The sequence below is a fragment of the Enterobacter cloacae complex sp. P18RS genome (assembly GCF_014982105.1).
GTDB classification, from domain to species: Bacteria; Pseudomonadota; Gammaproteobacteria; order Enterobacterales; family Enterobacteriaceae; genus Enterobacter; species Enterobacter hormaechei_C.
The window spans coordinates 40,195-59,978 of sequence record NZ_JADCKV010000035.1; the positions used below are offsets into that span (position 1 = coordinate 40,195).

23 protein-coding genes are annotated in these 19,784 nt (G+C 55.4%); 8 read left to right on the forward strand and 15 right to left on the reverse strand.

Annotated elements, in window-relative coordinates:
- The first annotated feature begins 199 nt into the window (after positions 1 to 199).
- Entirely contained in the window at positions 200 to 562 is a 363-nt protein-coding gene (gene mdtJ, locus INF61_RS21500) for a multidrug/spermidine efflux SMR transporter subunit MdtJ (protein WP_015570633.1), read from the forward strand.
- On the forward strand, positions 549 to 878 hold the full coding sequence (gene mdtI, locus INF61_RS21505; RefSeq protein ID WP_003857463.1) for a multidrug/spermidine efflux SMR transporter subunit MdtI: 330 nt from the start codon (positions 549 to 551) through the stop codon (positions 876 to 878). Before mdtJ ends, mdtI begins: the two co-directional genes overlap by 14 nt.
- A gap of 5 nt (positions 879 to 883) precedes the next feature.
- Here mdtI and INF61_RS21510 read toward each other — a convergent pair whose 3' ends face one another.
- The 5 genes from INF61_RS21510 to INF61_RS21525 form a co-directional block, all read right to left on the reverse strand.
- Positions 884 to 1,705 (reverse strand): serine protease, encoded by an 822-nt coding sequence (locus INF61_RS21510; protein ID WP_003857461.1) that lies wholly within the window; start codon positions 1,703 to 1,705, stop codon positions 884 to 886.
- Positions 1,706 to 1,807: 102 nt separating this feature from the next.
- On the reverse strand, positions 1,808 to 1,891 hold the full coding sequence (locus tag INF61_RS23150) for a hypothetical protein (RefSeq protein ID WP_057979992.1): 84 nt from the start codon (positions 1,889 to 1,891) through the stop codon (positions 1,808 to 1,810).
- Between the two features lie 92 nt (positions 1,892 to 1,983).
- Entirely contained in the window at positions 1,984 to 2,289 is a 306-nt protein-coding gene (gene asr / locus INF61_RS21515; RefSeq protein WP_003857459.1) for an acid resistance repetitive basic protein Asr, read from the reverse strand.
- A 149-nt stretch (positions 2,290 to 2,438) separates the two neighbouring features.
- On the reverse strand, positions 2,439 to 3,923 hold the full coding sequence (locus INF61_RS21520) for a carboxypeptidase M32 (protein WP_032619769.1): 1,485 nt from the start codon (positions 3,921 to 3,923) through the stop codon (positions 2,439 to 2,441).
- Positions 3,924 to 3,997: 74 nt separating this feature from the next.
- Positions 3,998 to 5,251, reverse strand: coding sequence for an MFS transporter (locus INF61_RS21525; protein WP_017384556.1), 1,254 nt, complete (start codon positions 5,249 to 5,251; stop codon positions 3,998 to 4,000).
- Positions 5,252 to 5,372: 121 nt separating this feature from the next.
- On the opposite strand from INF61_RS21525, the gene INF61_RS21530 reads away from it, so the two are divergent.
- From INF61_RS21530 to bioD, 3 genes are all read left to right on the forward strand, one after another.
- The gene (locus INF61_RS21530) at positions 5,373 to 6,278 is read left to right on the forward strand and encodes a LysR family transcriptional regulator (RefSeq protein ID WP_193548114.1); all 906 of its coding nucleotides are present in this window, start codon (positions 5,373 to 5,375) and stop codon (positions 6,276 to 6,278) included.
- Between the two features lie 121 nt (positions 6,279 to 6,399).
- Complete coding sequence (gene mlc, locus INF61_RS21535) at positions 6,400 to 7,620, forward strand: sugar metabolism global transcriptional regulator Mlc (protein ID WP_003857451.1); 1,221 nt, start codon at positions 6,400 to 6,402, stop codon at positions 7,618 to 7,620.
- 129 nt (positions 7,621 to 7,749) lie between these two features.
- Positions 7,750 to 8,445 carry a dethiobiotin synthase gene (gene bioD, locus INF61_RS21540; protein WP_015570628.1) on the forward strand — a complete coding sequence of 232 codons (696 nt, stop codon included), beginning with the start codon at positions 7,750 to 7,752 and terminating at the stop codon, positions 8,443 to 8,445.
- On the opposite strand, the gene clcB is transcribed toward bioD, so the two are convergent.
- The 8 genes from clcB to INF61_RS21580 form a co-directional block, all read right to left on the reverse strand.
- On the reverse strand, positions 8,380 to 9,690 hold the full coding sequence (gene clcB, locus INF61_RS21545; protein WP_023296525.1) for a voltage-gated ClC-type chloride channel ClcB: 1,311 nt from the start codon (positions 9,688 to 9,690) through the stop codon (positions 8,380 to 8,382). The two genes, bioD and clcB, sit on opposite strands and share 66 nt — an antisense overlap.
- A gap of 105 nt (positions 9,691 to 9,795) precedes the next feature.
- The gene (gene osmV, locus INF61_RS21550; protein ID WP_003857446.1) at positions 9,796 to 10,944 is read right to left on the reverse strand and encodes an osmoprotectant ABC transporter ATP-binding protein OsmV; all 1,149 of its coding nucleotides are present in this window, start codon (positions 10,942 to 10,944) and stop codon (positions 9,796 to 9,798) included.
- The gene (osmW, locus tag INF61_RS21555) at positions 10,944 to 11,591 is read right to left on the reverse strand and encodes an osmoprotectant ABC transporter permease OsmW (RefSeq protein ID WP_006808875.1); all 648 of its coding nucleotides are present in this window, start codon (positions 11,589 to 11,591) and stop codon (positions 10,944 to 10,946) included. The genes osmV and osmW overlap by 1 nt, the downstream gene beginning before the upstream one ends.
- Before the next feature lie 8 nt (positions 11,592 to 11,599).
- The gene (gene osmX, locus INF61_RS21560; RefSeq protein WP_017694085.1) at positions 11,600 to 12,499 is read right to left on the reverse strand and encodes an osmoprotectant ABC transporter substrate-binding protein OsmX; all 900 of its coding nucleotides are present in this window, start codon (positions 12,497 to 12,499) and stop codon (positions 11,600 to 11,602) included.
- Positions 12,500 to 12,517: 18 nt separating this feature from the next.
- Positions 12,518 to 13,228: an osmoprotectant ABC transporter permease OsmY gene (gene osmY, locus INF61_RS21565; RefSeq protein ID WP_032648184.1), complete on the reverse strand. Its 711-nt coding sequence runs from the start codon at positions 13,226 to 13,228 to the stop codon at positions 12,518 to 12,520.
- A gap of 250 nt (positions 13,229 to 13,478) precedes the next feature.
- On the reverse strand, positions 13,479 to 14,228 hold the full coding sequence (locus INF61_RS21570; RefSeq protein WP_058689345.1) for a YoaK family protein: 750 nt from the start codon (positions 14,226 to 14,228) through the stop codon (positions 13,479 to 13,481).
- Positions 14,229 to 14,374: 146 nt separating this feature from the next.
- Positions 14,375 to 15,559: an MFS transporter gene (locus INF61_RS21575; RefSeq protein WP_017384552.1), complete on the reverse strand. Its 1,185-nt coding sequence runs from the start codon at positions 15,557 to 15,559 to the stop codon at positions 14,375 to 14,377.
- Positions 15,560 to 15,616: 57 nt separating this feature from the next.
- Complete coding sequence (locus tag INF61_RS21580; protein ID WP_193548115.1) at positions 15,617 to 16,744, reverse strand: alpha/beta hydrolase; 1,128 nt, start codon at positions 16,742 to 16,744, stop codon at positions 15,617 to 15,619.
- A gap of 114 nt (positions 16,745 to 16,858) precedes the next feature.
- On the opposite strand from INF61_RS21580, the gene INF61_RS21585 reads away from it, so the two are divergent.
- From INF61_RS21585 to INF61_RS21595, 3 genes are all read left to right on the forward strand, one after another.
- Complete coding sequence (locus INF61_RS21585) at positions 16,859 to 17,743, forward strand: LysR family transcriptional regulator (protein ID WP_063659924.1); 885 nt, start codon at positions 16,859 to 16,861, stop codon at positions 17,741 to 17,743.
- A gap of 85 nt (positions 17,744 to 17,828) precedes the next feature.
- A complete protein-coding gene (catA, locus tag INF61_RS21590; protein ID WP_015570622.1) occupies positions 17,829 to 18,506 on the forward strand; it encodes a type A chloramphenicol O-acetyltransferase in 678 nt (225 codons plus the stop codon).
- Positions 18,507 to 18,544: 38 nt separating this feature from the next.
- Complete coding sequence (locus INF61_RS21595) at positions 18,545 to 18,859, forward strand: hypothetical protein (RefSeq protein WP_017694081.1); 315 nt, start codon at positions 18,545 to 18,547, stop codon at positions 18,857 to 18,859.
- 114 nt (positions 18,860 to 18,973) lie between these two features.
- Here the strand turns inward: INF61_RS21595 and INF61_RS21600 are convergent, their stop codons facing one another.
- The gene (locus INF61_RS21600) at positions 18,974 to 19,285 is read right to left on the reverse strand and encodes a YebG family protein (RefSeq protein WP_017384548.1); all 312 of its coding nucleotides are present in this window, start codon (positions 19,283 to 19,285) and stop codon (positions 18,974 to 18,976) included.
- A 110-nt stretch (positions 19,286 to 19,395) separates the two neighbouring features.
- Positions 19,396 to 19,784: Tat proofreading chaperone DmsD (gene dmsD / locus INF61_RS21605; RefSeq protein ID WP_193548116.1), on the reverse strand; the 389-nt coding region annotated here is incomplete at its 5' end.

Here is a 19,784-nt window from a genome sequence, read left to right on the forward strand (position 1 = left end):
TTTTTTTCAAACAACTCTGCTCTGTTTTCAACCTCCCTCTGCCTGCTTTCTGGTGAGCAACACTGGCGTTCCGCGCTATAGTCACGTCTTCTGCCTGAGCTGGCGCTATGCGCTTAGCTAACTGATTTAATTCCCAATTTTTTGGTTTGCTGTCCGCAGCGAGCCTCGATGGATTATATTCTCAAGCAGGAGAAAAAACATGTTTTACTGGATTTTATTAGCTCTGGCGATCGTCGCTGAAATTACCGGCACCTTGTCGATGAAATGGGCAAGCGTGAGTGATGGCAGCACCGGTTTTATTTTGATGCTGGTCATGATTACGCTTTCCTATATTTTCCTCTCTTTTGCGGTTAAAAAAATCGCGCTGGGCGTGGCATACGCATTGTGGGAAGGTATTGGTATTTTATTGATTACGCTGTTTAGCGTCATGTTATTTGATGAAACCCTGACGACAATGAAAATTGCCGGGCTGACGACCCTGGTCGCAGGTATCGTGCTGATTAAATCGGGTACACGCAAACCGGCAAAACAGCAGAAGGAGCAGACCCATGCAGCAGTTTGAATGGATCCACGCGGCCTGGCTGGCTTTCGCCATCGTTCTGGAAATTATTGCCAACGTCTTTCTGAAGTTCTCCGACGGTTTTCGTCGCAAAGCCTACGGCCTGTTATCGATTGCCGCGGTTCTGGGGGCGTTTAGCGCCCTGTCGCAGGCGGTGAAAGGCATCGATCTGTCCGTGGCCTATGCGCTGTGGGGGGGCTTCGGTATTGCCGCCACCCTGGCGGCAGGCTGGATTATGTTCGGGCAGCGTTTAAACAATAAAGGCTGGATAGGGCTGGTATTACTGCTCGCCGGCATGATCATGATTAAACTGGCCTGAGTGACCTACTGCTGCGCCAGGGCTTCCAGCCGGTCGCGAAAACCGGTCACCGACAACGCCCGGTTATCTGCGCGCCAGCGGTCTTTCGCCGCTGGCGCAGAACTCTGAACGCCAATCAGCTGCCAGCCGTTATCAGTTTTTAACATCAGGGGCGATCCGCTATCACCCGGTAGCGTATCGCACTGATGCGACAGTACGCTGTTTTGCGCCCAGCCCGTCACCACGCAGTCCGTATGGGTGTACAGCGAATCGAGGTGATCAACAGGGTAGCCTGACTGCGTCACTTTTCGATCGGCGGCTTTCAGGGCGGCGGTGAGCGCGGCTTTATCGCCATCAAAGAGCGGCAGCGGGGTGATCCCGGACGGCGGATAACGTAAAACGATCAGCCCGAAATCCCAGGAGGCCGCCCCGGGCGGCACAATCCAGCCATCGCCATCCGGTTTCAGGCGTTTGCCAAGCGACGGATCCACCCGCCCCTCAATACCGTGAATTTCGTAGCGCCATATTCCTTTTTGCGACACAAAGCGCAGGGCGATCGCTTTATCCGGTTTGCCTTCAGGCGGCATTAACAGGCAATGACCCGCCGTCAGCGCAAGGCGTGGCGTAATGAGGGTCGCGGTACATAAATTGCCGCTGGCGGTTTCCAGTTGCCCGATGGCATCCCAGGGCGATTCGGTAGGATCGGTGACACGCGTACGATCGTCATGACCAAAAAACAGCGTCTTTACCTCTTTGGCGCTAATGGCGTCATCGTCGCCATCATCCGCATGTGAAAAGCCAGCAAAAAGGCTAAACGTTCCCAGTAACAACACAACAGATTTACGCATATCACACTCTGGTGGGGGTAATTATGATTATTAAAAGTGAACCCTATGAAAATACTATAGACGCGACGGCGAGAAAGTGGGAGTAAAATCAGCGTGCTACATTCAGGAAAGATAAAAGTGGCTGGCGATGAGCGCGCATAAAATTAGCAGGATAAGAATGAACTCAAACCGATAGCGCCGCAGCATACGCCCTCCGGATAAAAAAACGGCGCTGACCGCAAACCCGTTCAGCGCCGGTTTACCAACGTGCCCCGAAGGGCACGGTTAAGCTTGTACTCTTACGCTGCTGGCTGCGCAGCAGGTTTAGCCGCTTCGTGTTTTGCTGCTTTTTTGTGATGCTTTTTAGCCGCTTGGGCTTTCTGCTCTACCGCAGGTTTTGCCGCTTTTTTGTGGTGCTTTTTCGCGGCCTGCGCTTTTTGTTCTGCCGCTGGTTTAGCCGCTTTGTGATGTTTTTTATGGTGAACCGTTTTGGCCGGAGCAGCGGTGGATGCCGCAGGCGCTGCGGTGGCGGTAGTTTCAGCCGCGAATGCAGCGGAAGACAGACCCATAGCAGCGGCAACGACCAGAGCTAATACTTTTTTCATTTTCATACCCTCGAATTTGGTTTCTCATTTAACCCCACTGCGGGGCCGTTGAAATAACTATATCCCTGTAAATTCGGGGTTTCCGTGAGTGATTGGTATCGGCGTGTAACCATATGTACAACGCCGGGGTGGGCCCCCGGCGCGTTCGGTTACAGATAGCGGGACGTCAGGTGTTCGCGGAAGTAGCGGATATTCAGATCTTCACCTGTAGCCTGGGTGATGAGCTGCGACGTGCTGAAACGGCTGCCGTGCTGCCAGATATTCTGACGCAGCCAGTCAAACAGCGCCGAGAAATCGCCCCCGGCAATGGATGCCTGCAACCCGGGCAGCGCAGTTTTGGCGGCATGGAACAGCTGTGCCGCATACATTGCCCCCAGCGTGTAAGACGGGAAGTAGCCAAAACCGCCGTCGGTCCAGTGGATATCCTGCATACAGCCGTTGCGGTAGTTATCTTTGGTGGATAACCCAAGCCACGCCTGCATTTTCTCATCCCATAACGCGGGAATATCATCGACTTCAATTTCGCCATTGATTAGCGCGCGCTCGATCTCATAGCGCAGCACCACATGCGCCGGATAGCTCACTTCATCCGCATCAACGCGGATGTAGCCCGGCTTCACGCGCTGGTTCCAGGCAATAAAATTCTCTTCGCTGAATGCCGCCTGGCTGCCGAAACGGGCATGAACCGCCGGAAGCAGATGCTTCAGGAAAGCGTCGCTGCGGCCCAGCTGCATTTCAAAGAACAAGCTCTGGGATTCATGGATCGCCGTAGAGCGCGCCAGCGCAACGGGCTGGCCGGCCCACGCTCGCGGAAGGTTTTGCTCGTAGCGGGCATGTCCGGTTTCGTGGATCACGCCGAAAAGCGCGCTGAGCAGTTCATCTTCATCGTAACGCGTGGTGATACGCACATCTTCCGGCACGCCGCCGCAGAACGGGTGAGCGCTAACGTCCAGACGACCGCCGTTAAAATCGAAGCCAAGCATTTTCATCGCTTCCAGGCCCAGCTCGCGCTGCGTGGCGGTCGGGAAGGGACCCTGTGGCGGAACGAACGATCGTTGAGCCTGTTTTTCCACAACCTTTGCCAGCAGCTCCGGCAGCCAGGACTTCAGATCGCCGAACAGCACATCCAGGCGAGCGCTGGTCATGTCGGGTTCAAAGATATCCAGCAGCGCGTCGTAAGGCGTGCAGCCTTTAGCCTCAGCGCGCAGGCGGGCTTCTTCACGACTGAGTTTCACCACCTCTTTCAGGTTGGCTGAAAAGCCCTGCCAGTCGTTGGCCGGACGCTGAGTGCGCCAGGCGTGTTCACACCTGCTGCCCGCCAGCGATTTGGCCTCCACCAGCGATTCCGGCAGTAAAGTGGCCTGCTGGTAGTGGCGTGTCATTTCACGCAGGTTGGCTTGCTCAACGTCATTCAGATCTTCGTCTGCCGCCGCCGCCAGCCATTCACCCATTTTTTTATCGGTCAGGATCTGATGTTGCAGGACGCTCATCTCCGCCAGCGCTTCACCGCGCGCGGCGCTGCCGCCTGGCGGCATCATGGTGAACATGTCCCAACTGGCGATGGAGGAGAGGTGCGAGAAGCGGGAGAGGCGCTGGAAGGTGCGGGTGAGTTGTTGATAGTTATTGTTTTTCATGAAGTCCTCGTGTCTGAATCAGCCGATGACAAAAATTAGCATCGGCTCGATTTAAACACGAAGAGGGCTGAATGTTAATGCAGTCGTTTATGCAGGCTCGCGCCCACCAGCAGTGCCGCGCACAACATCAGCGCGATAAATCCGCCCACGCCGTTCCAGCCGTAGTTATGCCAGAACACCCCGCCGAGCGTACCGGCTATGCTGGAACCGAGATAGTAACTGAACAGATACAGTGACGAAGCCTGACCTTTGGCGCGGCGCGCGCGTGGGCCAATCCAGCTGCTGGCAACGGAATGCGCGGCAAAGAAGCCCGCAGAGAAGAGCAGCATTCCGGCAAAAATCAGCCACAGGGAAGAGAAAAGCGTCATCAGCAGTCCGAACAGCATCACGGCGGTGGAAACCAGCATCACCGGACCACGACCGAAGCGCGCGGTCATGGCGCCCGCTTTTGGCGAACTCCATGTCCCGGTGAGATATGCCACAGAGAGCAAACCCACCAATGCCTGACTAAGATGCCACGGTGAAAGCATCAGACGATAGCCGATGTAATTAAACAGCGTCACGAACGAGCCCATCAGCAGGAAACCGGTCAGGAACAAACGGGGCAGCCCTTGATCGCGCCAGTGCAGACGAAAGTTGATAAATAACGTTTTCGGACGCAGGGAGGTCGGGCGGAAATGGCGCGATTCCGGCAGGATTTTCCAGAACATCAGCGCCGAAGCGAGGGCGAAGCAGCCGATAACGGCCAGTGCAATGCGCCAGTTAAAGAAATCAGTAAACACACCGCTGAGCAGGCGTCCGCTCATCCCGCCGATAGAGTTCCCGCTAATGTATAGCCCCATGGAGAAGGCCACGAAGCTCGGGTGGATCTCCTCGCTGAGATAGGTCATCCCGACCGCCGCCACGCCGCTGAGGGATAACCCAATCAGCGCGCGCATGACCAGAATGCCGTGCCAGCTGGTCATCATGGTGGACAGCAAGGTACACACGGAGGCCAGCATTAACGCCGTTACCATGACCTGCTTACGTCCGATGGCATCCGAAAGTGGCCCGGTGAACAGCAGACCGATCGCCAGCATCCCGGTTGAAATGGAGAGCGAAATACTGCTGCTGGCTGGCGACACGCCAAATTCATGCGACAGGACCGGCAGGATCGGCTGAACGCAGTAGAGCAGGGCAAAAGTGGCGAGACCTGCTGAGAAGAGCGCCAGCGTGACGCGCATAAACTGGGGGGTACCACGTTTAATAAACTGAACCGGCTGCGGTGCTGCGGGTAAATCATCAATGTCGCTGGCCGGCGCGATATCAACGGTCGTTGTACGGCTCACACATAATCCTTGCTTAAACATCCCCGTGGTTTCTGGTGACGGGTATGACCACAAGATTAGGGTAGGAAAATGTAAATATTCTGTCTAATATATTAATAATCTCAAATGATACTTTAAAAATATGAATATCGAGCTGCGCCATCTGCGCTATTTTGTCGCCGTCGCCGAAGAGCTGCATTTTGGTCGTGCGGCGGCAAGGCTGAATATCTCTCAGCCACCGCTAAGCCAGCAGATCCAGATCCTGGAGCAGCAGGTCGGGGCGCGTCTGCTGGCGCGAACCAACCGCAGCGTGAGCCTGACGACGGCGGGAAAACAGTTTCTCGCCGATAGCCGGCAGATCCTGAGTATGGTGGAGGACGCCGCCGCCAGAGCGGAACGGCTTTATCTTGGGGAGACGGGGGAGCTGCGCATCGGGTTTACCTCATCGGCCCCCTTTATCAGCGCTGTTTCACAAACGCTATCCTCGTTTCGCCGTAACTTTCCGGATGTGCATATTCAGACGCGCGAAATAAATACCCGAGAGCAGATATCGCCGCTTAACGAAGGATCGCTCGACCTGGGGCTGATGCGTAACACGCAGTTGCCTGATACCCTGGCGTGGCAGGTGATCCTCCGCGAACCGCTGATGGCGATGATCCCCCGGGATCATCCGCTCGCCGCGCAGCACAGCGTCTCGCTGGCTGAACTGGCGAAAGAGCCGTTTGTCTTTTTTGACCCACAGGTGGGTACCGGGTTGTATGACGATATTCTTGGTCTGATGCGGCGATATGGCCTTGTCCCGACTATCGCGCAGGAGGTGGGGGAAGCCATGACGATCATTGGTCTCGTTGCCGCAGGGCTTGGCGTATCGATTCTCCCGGCCTCATTTAAACGGGTACAACTGGCGGAAATGCGCTGGGTGAAGATAGCCGAGCAGGATGCAGTCTCAGAGATGTGGCTGGTGTGGTCTAAACATCATGAACAGAGCCATGCGGCACAGCGTTTCAAAGAACAATTAATTACCGCTTCTCGCGGGCATTATTTATAGGGAAAAGTGGGCGAAAATGTGCAGTAAATCACATGGCTAAGTAAAAATTTGACGTCAGCCATTGAAGTGCTTCACCATAGCCCTCAGTTTATTTCGAAGCTCGAAAATAAGGGAGTACGAGGTGGTTGCTGATAGTCAGCCAGGGCATATCGATCAGATCAAGCAGACCAACGCGGGTGCCGTTTATCGCCTGATTGATCAGCTTGGTCCGGTTTCGCGTATCGATCTTTCGCGCCTGGCACAACTGGCACCCGCCAGTATTACCAAGATTGTCCGCGAAATGCTGGAAGCCCATCTGGTTCAGGAAACAGAAATTCAGGAGCCGGGCAGCCGTGGCCGTCCGGCGGTAGGGCTGGTGGTGGAAACGGAAGCCTGGCACTACCTGTCGCTGCGGATTAGCCGCGGGGAAATCTTCCTCGCGCTGCGCGACCTCAGCAGCAAGCTGGTGGTGGAAGACCGGCTGGAACTCCCGCTTAATGCAGAGCAACCACTTCTCGATGCCATTCTGACCCACATCGACCAGTTCTTTATTCGTCACCAGCAGCGTCTTGAACGTTTAACGGCGATTGCGATCACCCTGCCGGGAATTATTGATACCGAAAATGGCATTGTGCACCGCATGCCGTTTTATGAAAACGTCAAAGAGATGCCGCTGGGCGACGTGCTGGAAAACCACACCGGTGTGCCGGTCTACATTCAGCATGATATCAGCGCCTGGACGATGGCGGAGGCATTGTTTGGTGCCTCCCGGGGCGCACGCGACGTAATTCAGGTGGTGATTGATCATAACGTTGGCGCAGGTGTGATCACCGACGGGCGTCTGTTGCATGCTGGCAGCAGTAGCCTGGTGGAGATCGGCCATACGCAGGTCGATCCGTACGGAAAACGCTGCTACTGCGGTAACCATGGCTGTCTGGAGACGATTGCCAGCGTCGAAAGCGTGCTGGAGCTGGCGCAGGTGCGGCTCAGCCAGTCGATGAGCTCCACGCTGCACGGTCAACCGTTAAGCGTCGAGGCACTGTGCGCTGCGGCAAGGCAGGGCGATCTGCTGGCGAAGGACATTATTACCGGCGTGGGCAATAATGTCGGGCGCATTCTGGCCATTATGGTGAACCTGTTTAACCCGCAAAAAATACTGATCGGCTCCCCGCTCAGCCAGGCGGCGGATATCCTCTTTCCGGCGATTTCCGCCTGCATCAATCAGCAGGCGCTTCCCGCGTACAGTAAAAACATCGTGGTCGAAAGTACGCAATTTTCCAACCAGGGTACGATGGCCGGCGCCGCGCTGGTAAAAGATGCGATGTACAACGGCTCGTTACTGATTCGTTTGCTACAGGGCTAACTCTTTTCCAGAGATGTACGAAAAATTGCGCTATCTCAAGCCCGGTAGCGCACGCATCCCGTAGACTTTCCCCACTGAATTATTTACCTGGTTTATATTTTGAAGCATACCCAAGAGGTGGAATGAGTCATGCTTAAGCGTTTCTTTATTACTGGTACGGATACGTCTGTCGGGAAGACAGTCGTATCCCGCGCGTTACTTCAGGCCCTGGCGGCAAGCGGTAAACGCGTTGCAGGATACAAGCCGGTTGCAAAAGGCAGTAAAGAGACGCCAGAAGGGCTGCGCAATAAGGATGCCCTGGTTCTGCAAAGCGTCTCGTCTCTGGAACTGCCTTATGATGCCGTTAATCCTATCGCCTTAAGCGAAGAGGAAAGCAGCGTCGCTCACAGTGGGCTTATCAACTACAGCCTGCTTTCTGATGGCCTGGCAAATCTGAGTGAAAAGGTTGACCACGTTGTCGTTGAAGGGACCGGCGGCTGGCGCAGCCTGATGAACGATTTACGTCCCCTTTCCGAATGGGTGGTGCAGGAGCAGTTGCCGGTGATTATGGTCGTGGGCATTCAGGAAGGGTGCATCAACCATGCCTTGCTGACGGCGCAGGCTATCGCTAATGACGGCCTGCCGCTGATTGGTTGGGTGGCGAACCGTATTAACCCGGGCCTTGCGCACTACGCTGAAATCATCGATGTGCTGAGCAAAAAGCTGCCTGGCCCGCTGGTGGGCGAACTGCCTTATCTGCCCCGCGCCGAGCAGCGCGAATTAGCGCACTACATCGATCTCTCGGCTTTCGGCGGTATGCTGGCCGTAGATCGAGTCGTGGCGTAGCGTTCTCGACAATACCGACGCCACAACACAGGCAACCAGCAAACCGGGAAGTAAAAAATACTGCCCGGTCATCTCACATACCATCAAGGCCGACATGATTGGCGCATGCGTTGTGGCGGCGAGCAGCGTCGCCATACCCGCCAGTCCGAGCAGGATCGCCGTCTCAGAGCCAGGAAACCACAGCGCAAAGATCTGCGCAAACAGCATTCCCGTTGCCATACCGACAAACAAGGTTGGCGTGAACACGCCTCCCGGCGCGCCGGACCCGCTGCTTGCCAGCACCGCCAGCAGCTTGCAAATAAAGACGCCAGCAATCACCGACAGCAGCGGCGGTGACTGCAAAAACGCCTGAACCACGCTATAGCCATTCCCCCATACCTTCGGCGTTAGCAGCGACAGCAGCCCGACGATCAGACCACCCAGCGCCAGCTGCCACGGCGGTGAAAGTTTGAGACGCAGAAACAGCCTGTGGCTGGCCGCCATCAGCCACATCAGCAGCGGGCCGCAAACGCCAGCCAGCAGACCCACGCCAACGATCAGGAAATAATCCACCGCCGTAAGCATCTCGCTGAGATGGACATCATATAGCGTATTCGCGCCGGGACTTAACAGGCGCGTGGTCAGCAGGGCCACTACAGCAGCAATCACCACCGGGCCGAGGGAGGCCAGCATCAGCGTGCCAAACAGGATCTCTGCGATAAACAGGCTGCCCGCCAGCGGCGCATGATAGGCGCTGGCCATCCCGGCGGCGGCACCGCAGGCGATCCACAGTTTCCATTCGGATTTCGGCGTACAACGTTGTGCAAAAAAGGAGGCGGCGAGGGCAGCAAGCAGGATCATGGCGCCTTCACGGCCGATGGCGCTGCCGCTGGCGACCACCAGCAACGACGCGAGGGATTTCACCAGGCTGGCGCCGTAATCAAACTGGCCGTCACCCGTCTCAAGCGCTTCCATATAATCGGTGGGGGCGTGGGGACGTTGTGCCGTCATGCGCTGCCATCCCCACAGTAGCATTCCCGCGGCCAGACCACCCAGCGCAGGCGTCAGCGCCCGCCGCCAGGGTGATAACGCGGCTGCGGCGTTCACCAGACTTCCGCTTTCGTTGCTGAGAAATAGCCACTCCAGCAGATACATGCTGTGGCGGAACACCGCAACGGCCAGCGCCGCCAGCACGCCGGTGACGGTAGCAATCAGGAGACGACGAAACATCGCGCGGATGTCGGGGTAAGCGTGAAGACGTTGCATGAAGTCGTGATTTAACGGGGACGATACAATATTGTGGCGGGAAATCGGGAGGTTAGCAAAAGGTATGCGTGCGGAAAAAGGCCGGGCAGTACCCGGCCTGAATGCTTAACTCTCGCTATGAATATTCAACGCCCGGCGCGTACGCCCTGAGCTCAAATACTCCGCAATATAATCCTGGGATATTTCGCCGTTATAGCGTCCGTCCTCGTCCACAATCGGCATCCAGCTGGTGTTGCTCTCATACAGGCGAGAAAGCACCACGCGCAGGTTATCCTCGGCCTTACCGGTCATGCGGAACGGATGCAGAATATCCCCGCAGCTGCCGCTGGCGTTACGCGCTTCGCGGCGCTTCACAAAGCCGAGCGGTTTGCCGTGCTCATCAACCACGGTAATGGCGCGAATATCGTTGTCATCCATGGTGGCGAAGGCCTCCGGCAGCGGCGTCGATTCGCGTACCGTAATGGTAGGCTGCTGGTCGGTGACGTCGCCCGCCGATACCAGCAGCAGGCGTTTCAACGTCCGGTCCTGACCAACAAACGAGCCAACAAACTCATTCGCGGGTTTCGCCAGCAGCTCGTCCGGGCTGGCGCACTGCACGATACGTCCCTGACGGAAGACGGCAATACGGTCGCCCAGCTTCAGCGCTTCGTCAATATCGTGGCTCACCAGCATCACGGTCTTTTTCAGCTTGCGCTGCATCTCCAGGAACTGGTTCTGGATCACCTCACGGTTAATCGGGTCGACCGCGCCGAACGGTTCATCCATCAGCAGGACCGGGGGATCCGCTGCCAGCGCGCGGATAACGCCGATACGCTGCTGCTGACCGCCGGACATTTCGCGTGGATAGCGGTGAAGGAATTTATGCGGATCCATTGCCACCATATCCATCAGCTCCTCGGCACGGGATTTACAGCGCGCTTTATCCCAGCCCAGCATGCGCGGCACGACGGTAATGTTCTCTTCGATGGTCATGTTCGGGAACAGGCCAATTTGCTGGATCACGTAGCCAATGTTGCGACGCAGGGTCACGGTGTCCATTCCGCTGGTGTCTTCGCCGTTAATCAGGATCGTCCCGCTGCTTGGCGTAATGAGACGGTTGATCATCTTTAGGGTAGTGGTTTTCCCGCAGCCGGACGGGCCGAGCAGCACGCACATTTCCCCTTCAGGCACGTTCAGGTTGACGTTGTCGACGGCCTTAAACGTCTGGCCGTGTTTCTGTGAAAATTGTTTGGTGAGGTTTTCCAGTTTTATCATTATCGAATCCCCTTCGGAGTCAGTACCACCTGCAAACGGTGCAGCAACCAGTCGAGCACAATCGCTAAAAGACAAATCATCAGCGCGCCCGCAATCAACATACGAATATCACTCCCGCCAATACCGTTAAGCAGCAGCAGGCCCAGCCCGCCCGCACCGATCACGGCGGCAATCGCCATGACGCCGATGTTCATCACCACGGCGGTGCGGATGCCGCCAAAAATCACCGGCAACGCCATCGGGATTTCCACCCAGCGCAGACGCTGCCAGAAGGTCATGCCGATGCCGCGTCCCGCTTCACGCAGGCCCGGCGGCAGGCTGTCGAGCGCCGTGTGGGTGTTACGCACAATCGGCAGCAGCGAATAGAGGAACACCGCCGTAATCGCGGGCAGGGCGCCAATGCCCTGACCGATCAGCGAAAAGAGCGGGATCATGAGGCCGAAAAGCGCAATTGACGGGATGGTGAGCACAATGGTGGCAATTCCCAGCACCGGCGTTGCCAGCCATTTATGGCGGACAATTAAAATGCCCAGCGGCACGCCAATAATAATCGCCAGGCCCACGGCGAGCGCCACCAGCCACAGGTGTTGCAGCGTCAGGGTTAAGAGATAGTCCCAGTTGTCGAGAATATAGTGAATCGTCTCCATAGCGCCTCCTACAGCAACTGTTTGCTACGCAGGAAATCACGGGCGACCTGCTGCGGTGACTGATGGTCGATATCCACCTTCTTATTCAGTTCGGTGATAACGTCGTTATTGAGCTGGGCTGAAAGGGTGTTCAGCGCCTCCTCCAGCCCCGGATTAGCCTCCAGCGTGTCTTTCCGAACAACTGGCGTCACGGCATAACTCGGGAAGAAGCCTTTGTCATCTTCCAGCACTTTAAGATCGAAGCCCTTTACGCGCCCGTCGGTGGTGTAGATCAGCCCCGCATCGACAAACCCGTCGCGCACCGCGTTATAGACCAGGCCCGGATCCATCTGGCGGATCTGCGGGCGGTCCAGCTCCATGTTGTAGGCTGCCTGCAACGGTTTCATCCCGTCGCTGCGCCCGGCAAATTCCAGGTCAAGGCCCAGCAGCCAGTTGTTATCCGGATCGGTTTTACGGATCTGCTCAATCTTTGCCACCATCTCAGACATGGTATTGATATGTTCAGCCTCGGCGCGCTTGCGCTGCATGGCAAAGGCATAGGTATTGTTCATATCGGCAGGTTTAAGCCACACCAGACCGTGCTTCGCATCGAGGCGTTTCACCGTCTCGTACGATTCCTGCGGCGACATGCGTTTGTTGATGTGGTTGAAGATGATCAGCGAGGTGCCGGTATACTCCCAGGTCATATCAATCTGCTTGTTGATCATCGCGTTACGGGAAATCACCGTTGCAATATTGGTCTGAGGCTGTACCTGAAACCCTTTCTTTTGCAGATACTGCACGGTCATGGCCGAGAGAATGTGCTGCTCGGTAAAGCTCTTGGTTGCCAGGATCAGCGGCGCGGCAAGCGCCTGGCTGGTGAAGAGCGCGGCGGCGCATAGCGCCGTCAGCCCGGAAAACAGTCTCATAGAAGCTCCTTGTTATAATTATCGCGCGAGATGCGGGCTCAGTAATCGGCCCAGTGCCGCCAGCAGCGTATCCAGAATCAGGGCGAACAGAGCGGTGGCCGCCGCGCCCAGGATCAGCGTCGGGAAATCATTCAGATAGATCCCCGGGAAAATCAGCTCGCCGTAGCTGCTGGCGCCAATCAGGAATGCCAGCGGTGCGGTACCGACGTTAATCGCAGTGGCAATGCGAATACCGGAAAGCATCACCGGCCAAGCGTTTGGAATCTCAACCTGACTCAGGCGCTGCCATTTGGTCATGCCGATACCGTTTGCCGCTTCCAGCAACGACGCGGGAACAGAGCACAGCCCGGCATAGGTGTTACGCACAATCGGCAGCAGAGAGGCCAGAAAGAGGGCGATAATGGCCGGTTTATCACCGATGCCAATCACCACCATCGCCAGTGCCAGAACGGCCAGCGGCGGCAGGGTGTTGCCCACGTTAAAGATTTGCATCACATATTCGGCGATACCACGCGCGGCCGGACGGCTCAGCAGAATACCGCTTGGAATGCCCACCAGCAGGGCAAAGAACATGGATGAAAAGACCAGAATCAGGTGCTGTTGCCCGAGGTAAATCAGGTCAACCTGGCGCGCCTTAATCGTTTCCAGTCCTATTCCCCAGGTGAGGAGAGCGAGAACCACGATAATCGCGCCGACAAAAAGCAGCGAACGTTTAAGTAATGGGTGCATTGCGGTGTGTCTCCCTGTGCGCATGCGTTATAGCAACCACCGGTTGCCTGTTGTTATGCCATGTTTCGGCAGGGGTACTTCACCTATAGCAAGCGAAACGGAAGGGTTCCAGCGAAGGGGGTAAATCAGTAACCCTATGAAATTAGTGACAACCTGAGTGAAGCCTTATGGCATAAGGGCTGTCAGTGGGCAGGCAGAATAGTCTTAAAGAAGCACGCCTTACGTGACAACGTCACATAAGGCGTGCTGATTATACCTGTCGACTGAGCGCGGCGCGCACCTTGCGTACGCGCCACGAAATGCGGACGATAGAGAAGGCGGCGACGATTACCAGCAACAGGCCCAGCGCCAGCATCGCGTGGAATCCAAACTCTCTGAACAGGATCAGCCCCGCGATCCCGCCGCTGATAAAGGAGAAAAGGGTAGTTAAATGGGTTTTGAGCTGACTCTTTTGCGCGGCCGTATCTTTGGAGTAATCCCGGCGCAGCATGGCGACCATAACGGAGGCCAGCGAAATGCCCGCATCGGTCAGCGTGCCGGTGATGTGCGTGGATCTCACCCGACCGCCGGATAGTTGAGTGGAGGTGGAATTATGAATTCCCATCAACCCGCACAGGAAAATAATAATCTCATGATTCGTGGCGAAGGAGTGAAAATACATTTCGTACAGGGATACCCCGGCCAATAATAGCCCTTCAACAAACAGAACCTGGCTGAATACCAGCCTGACGTTATGGATAATCCCCCAGATAACAATAATCCGCGCAGCGATGGCGCCTGAGACAAACGAAAGAATAATGGCGCCAAAGAAAAGAATATCGCTGAGATCGGTGGAGGAAACTTCGCTGGATAGCTGCGAGGTATTGCCCGTCATATGCGAGGGAAAAAAACCGAACGCGCCCAGCGCAATGGCATTCAGCAGTCCCGCGGAGGTCGCCAGCCAGAGGGCAAGACGACGATCCTCCTGATGCGTTCGTTCTTTCTTTAATTTAATCAGCAAAGAATACCTCCGGTTTGAGCTTTGCCTGAATGCTCAAGCTAACAAAGCGATGTCGCTGGCTGACCAGGATATTGCTTAATTATTATTTCTACGGGAGGTGAGCGAGGTTTTGTAATTAAATAAAACAACCCTGTTAATATAATGCCTTATTTCCGATGGCGCGACGTCGTAAAAGTCAGCACCCCTGCACTCAGGAGTAATATGCTGCTTAAAGCGAAGGTGCTCTGCCAGCCAAAGGTATCAAACACCACGCCACCCGCCGTTGAGCCAAGCGCAATGGAGAGTTGGATCACCGCGACCATTAACCCGCCGCCAGCCTCGGCATCTTCCGGTAACGTACGGGCGATCCACGTCCACCAGCCCGTAGGGGCCGCAGTTGCCAGCATTCCCCAGAAACCTAACAGCAGGGCCACGATCCACAGGCTGTCCCCGGTGAGCATTAATACCCCTGCAATCAGCGCCATAAGCAGCGGTATGGCCATTAAGGTGAGGTAAAACGCGGCATTCAGGACCAGCGCGACGATCAGCGTGCCGATGAAACCTGCGATACCGATAGTGAGCAGGATCAGCGATAAGCCGGAAGGACTGACGTGGGTGACGGTTTCGAGGAAGGGGCGCACATAGGTAAATAACGCAAACTGTCCCATGAAGAACAGGCCGCACGCCATCAGACCCACCGAAACCGCAGGCTGGTGGAGCAGGCGAAATACGCTTTTACGTGGCGACGGCCGCTGGTTCCCGCCCATGTTGGGCAGGCTAAAATATTGCCAGATGAACGCCACAATCGCCACGGGAACCAGGCAAAGAAACGCGCCGCGCCAGCCAATGGTCGAGCCGAGATAACTGCCCAGCGGGGCGGCGACCACCGTCGCCAGCGCGTTGCCGCCGTTAAAAATCGCCAGCGCACGAGAGACCTGATGCTGAGGCACCAGCCGAATGGCGGTGGCAGCAGACATCGACCAGAAACCGCCGATGGCGATGCCGATCAGCGCCCGGCCTGCCATATACATCAAAGCGTTTGGGGCGAAGGCGATAATGATCCCTGACAGCGCCATCAGGACGGTCATGCCTGAAAGAAGATGTTTGCGATTCATATTCCCGGCAAGCCGGGAAAGAAAAAGGCTGGTCAGGACAGCCAGCGCACCAGAGAGGGCGATCCCCTGGCCAGCCGTCCCCTCTGTCACCCCTAAATCTCTGGCGAGGGGCGTGAGCAGGCTGACGGGCATAAATTCCGAGGCAATGAGGACAAAAACGCACAGGGTCATGGCAAAAATACCGCCCCAGTGTGCACGCTCAGCATCACGGGATGAGGTTTGATTCAGTGTGGACATAGGTGTAATTCACGGCGAAGAGAAGATAAGCCCCCTGATTGCCGGGGGCTAAGAGAATTAATCCAGACTGGTTTTGAAAAACTGCCCGAACTGCGCGAACGGGATTTTCCCTGCGACGTTATCGTAGAGATCAACGTGATTCGCACCGGGAACAATCACCAGTTCCTTCTGTTTGCTGCCGACAGCTTTAAACGCATCTTCCGCAAAATAACGTGAGTGCGCGTTTTCACCGGTCACAATCAGCGTTGGGATGGTGATCTCCCCGGCATAGCTCAGCAGCGGCATATTCATAAAGGACAACGGCATGGTCGCGGTCCATGCGCCGGTGGAGTTTACGGAACGGGCATGGAAGCCGCGCGGCATACGGTAGTAATCATAGAACTCTTTCAGTACCGGATGCGGATCGGCGGGCAATGCTTCCGGCAGAATACGCCCGGCCGCCGTTACCTTACCGTTTTCATCGACATAAATATCGTGGCCGCCATGGGCGAAGGTGCCGCTTTCAGCATCTTTCCAGCGTTGCGCGTTCAGATACTGCAACACGGCCCGGCGATCGGCCGCTGAATAACGATCTTTCCCGTCGCCCACGCCGTGACCCATCGCGCGGCTCATATCGTACATTACGATGGTGGCGACCGCCTTCACGCGGGTATCCATGGATGCCGCGTTCAGCGCCATACCACCCCAGCCGCAGATCCCGAGAATGCCGATACGGTTACGGTCGACTTCTTTCTGTAATCCGAGGAAATCCACTGCGGCGCTAAAGTCTTCGGTGTTGATATCAGGGGAGGCAACGTTACGCGGCTGGCCGCCGCTTTCACCCGTGTAGGATGGGTCGAAGGCCAGGGTCACGAACCCCTGTTCAGCCAGAGTCTGGGCGTAAAGACCACTGGATTGTTCTTTAACCGCACCGAATGGTCCACTGACGGCAATCGCCGCCAGCTTCTGGTCGCCGCTGTTCCTGGGAATGTACAGATCGCCGACCAGGGTGATCCCGTATCGGTTCTCGAACGTCACCTTGCGGTGGTCGACTTTATTGCTCTCGACGAAGGTCTTATCCCAGGTTGTCACCATCGAAACGGGGGCGGCAGGATTTCGTGTTTCTGCATAACTCATTGTTGTCACTCCACTTAATGATGCGCATAGCAGCAGCGCAACGGACAGTTTTTGGGTGAATGTTTGCATAAGAGGTACCGTGTGTTGTTGTAATGCGGTCATTATAGTTAGCAGAAATAGTGCTGATTAGAGGCCAATGGCTGCTAGGATTAATATCATATTGTTATGAATTGATGAGGCATGATGGCGAAGCGGGAAAACTACAATGAGCTGTATCTGTTTATCCAGGTGGTGCGGGAGGGAAGCTTCACGGCAGCCGCGCAACGGCTCGGGCTGGCACAATCCGGGATCAGTCGATCGGTTCGCGAGCTGGAAGAGCGGCTGGGCGTTCGGCTTCTGGTGCGTACAACGCGCAAACTGTCGCTGACCCATGCCGGGGAGCAACTTTTCCAGACCGCTGGTTCAGCCTTTGATGCGCTCGATACCGGGCTGACCAGACTGGCGCATTACCGCCAGACGCCATCCGGCACGGTGCGCATTAATGCCAGCCAGCACGCCATCGAAAAATGCCTGCTGCCAAAGCTCGCTATCTTCAAACAGCGTTACCCGGATATCCGTCTGGAATTGATGAATGAGAGCCGGTTCGTGGATATCATTGCCGAGCGATTCGACGCGGGCGTCCGGCTTGGGCCGGAGGTGGGACAAGGAATGATTGCCGTGCGCATCACGCCCGATATGGAGATGGCTGTGGTTGCCGCTCCGGCGCATTTTCGGCGCTATGGTTTCCCGCAGACGCCCGCCGATCTGGATGCTCATCCCTGCATTGCCTACCAGTTTGCCGACGGTAACCACTATCAGTGGGAGCTTGTTCAGGACGGGAAGCATGTTACTCACCGCCCGGAGGGGCAATGGGCCTTTTCCGACAGCTACATGGAGGCCGAAGCGGCCCGGCTGGGACTCGGGCTGGCCTATGTCCCGGTTGAGCTGGTGGCTGACGATCTGGAGCGTGGCACGCTTATACGCGTCTTACAGCGCTACAGCCTGCGGATGGACGGACTGTACCTCTATTATCCACACCGCAACGTATCCCCGGCGCTGAGAGCGGTGATTGATACGCTGAAAATTTAGGGTGCCTCTTCGCTACGGTCTATACAGCCCCTACGTTTGTGATACGCTACTATTTTATATAGCGCAGCTCAACTAAGGCTCTGAAATGACAAAAATAATGCCAGAATATACGGTAGTTGACTTATCACGTTGGGCAAGAAAGGAACACTTTGAAGTATTTCAGGGCTTTGCTCAATCTACATTTAACCAAACGGTTCAGCTGGACATTACCGTGCTGCTAAAGCATATCAAAGAGGTTGGCTGGAAATTTTATCCTGCGATTATTTCCCTTATTTCTGACGTCGTAAACCGGCATCCGGAATTCCGTATGGCCATGAAGGATGATGAGCTTGTAATATGGAATGAGGTTCATCCAAGCTATACCCTTTTCCATAAAGAAACGGAGACATTTTCATCGTTGTGGAGTCATTACGATGGAAATATTCACCATTTTCAGCGCGTTTATGCAGAAGATGTTGCCCGCTATGGCAATATCCTTGCTTACTGGCCTAAAGAAGAGTCCCGGGAGAATATATTCTTCATATCGGATATTCCGTGGGTCAGTTTTAGCAGTTTTAACGTCAACGTCGCTAACATGCGGAATTTTTTTGCGCCCATGTTCACGTTTGGAAAATACTATAACCAGGATGGAAAGGTCTTGTTGCCTTTCGCCGTTCAGGTCCATCATTCTGTCTGTGACGGTTTCCATGTGGCCAGGCTGATCAACGAGTTACAAGAGTTGTGTGATAATTTACCGCACCATTCAGAGGCGCTCAACGTGTGATTCACGTGTTTTTAACATAGGCCTGACGAGGGGAAATAATGGAACCGAATTTTACGCCAGAACAGATTGAAATGATTAACCGCATTGTTTTCGAGCAGATCGAGATCATGCATGAGAAAGTAGCTGAAATAATCGCAGATACAGAGACGGTGGCGCATCAGCGCCTGAAGGATAACGGGATCACTACGACAGATTTCTATCCTGCAAATAAAAACTTCCTGATGATGACCCTTGTACAGGATCTGATAGATAAAGTGCACGGGGGCGATAAGGACCTGGCCAAAACAATGATAACCATGGAAGCAAAAAGGCTGAATATCAGCGTAAACGTTGAGGCGGACAAATCAAGATAACAGGACGTATTTTCAGGGTTACGGTTGATGAATATAAGGTTCAGCCGACCTTAATAAAGCCGCGAGCCGTTTCCGGCCCGCGGCGGCAGGACAGGTGATGAGATGTTCTGACGATCAGGCGGCTTTGACGGCCCGGATTTTTTTGCTGCTGTCCGCATCTGATGCTGTTTTATCCGTTTCAGCATTGAGCTCGGGAAGCTTGCTGGTACGCAGGATATGCTGCACGGACTCTTTCTGCTCGGCGAGATAAAGACCTAGGTTCTCCGCCTGCGTTTCATCCATCTGCATTCCGCTTTGCAACAGCCAGTCGGTAAACGCTTCTGCCATATCGAGCAGCTTGTCGTGAGCGTCAGCCTCTTTCTTACTGGCAAATGTCATTTTTTCTTCACCTTTTCTTACGACAACAAATTTTGTTTCAACAGCCATTGTGCACCCCCCGTATACTGTAATTATATACAGTATAGCAGTTGTGACGTTGTGTTGCAGCAAAAATGTGCGAGCCTGGCTTGCACAACGGGTGGACAAGCCAGGTGCTGTTATCGGTACAGCGTTTTTTCGGCAATCGGGATCAGCAAAGTGGACTGCCATTCCGCCAGCGTCAGCTGGGCAAGTTTACCCAGCGCGGTGTAGAACGGATGGGCCGCGTTTTCAACGAATACGCTAAGGAAACGCATGCTCCATGGCAGCAGATGCCAGGCAAGAAGCTGGTCGCGTTCTGTTTCGCGACCGTTCTCGGCAAGCCATGCCGCCAGCATCAGCAACGTTCCGAAATGATCTTCAGGCTCATTCTGCTGCATCTCAAAGGCGATATGGTTTTCACGCATCCACTGACGCAACGCGAGGGTCGAATCGCCAAACAGCACGGACTCGCGATCAAGCCAGACCGAGCCCCACGGGGGGGCGGGCAGGGCATACGGGCCAATAA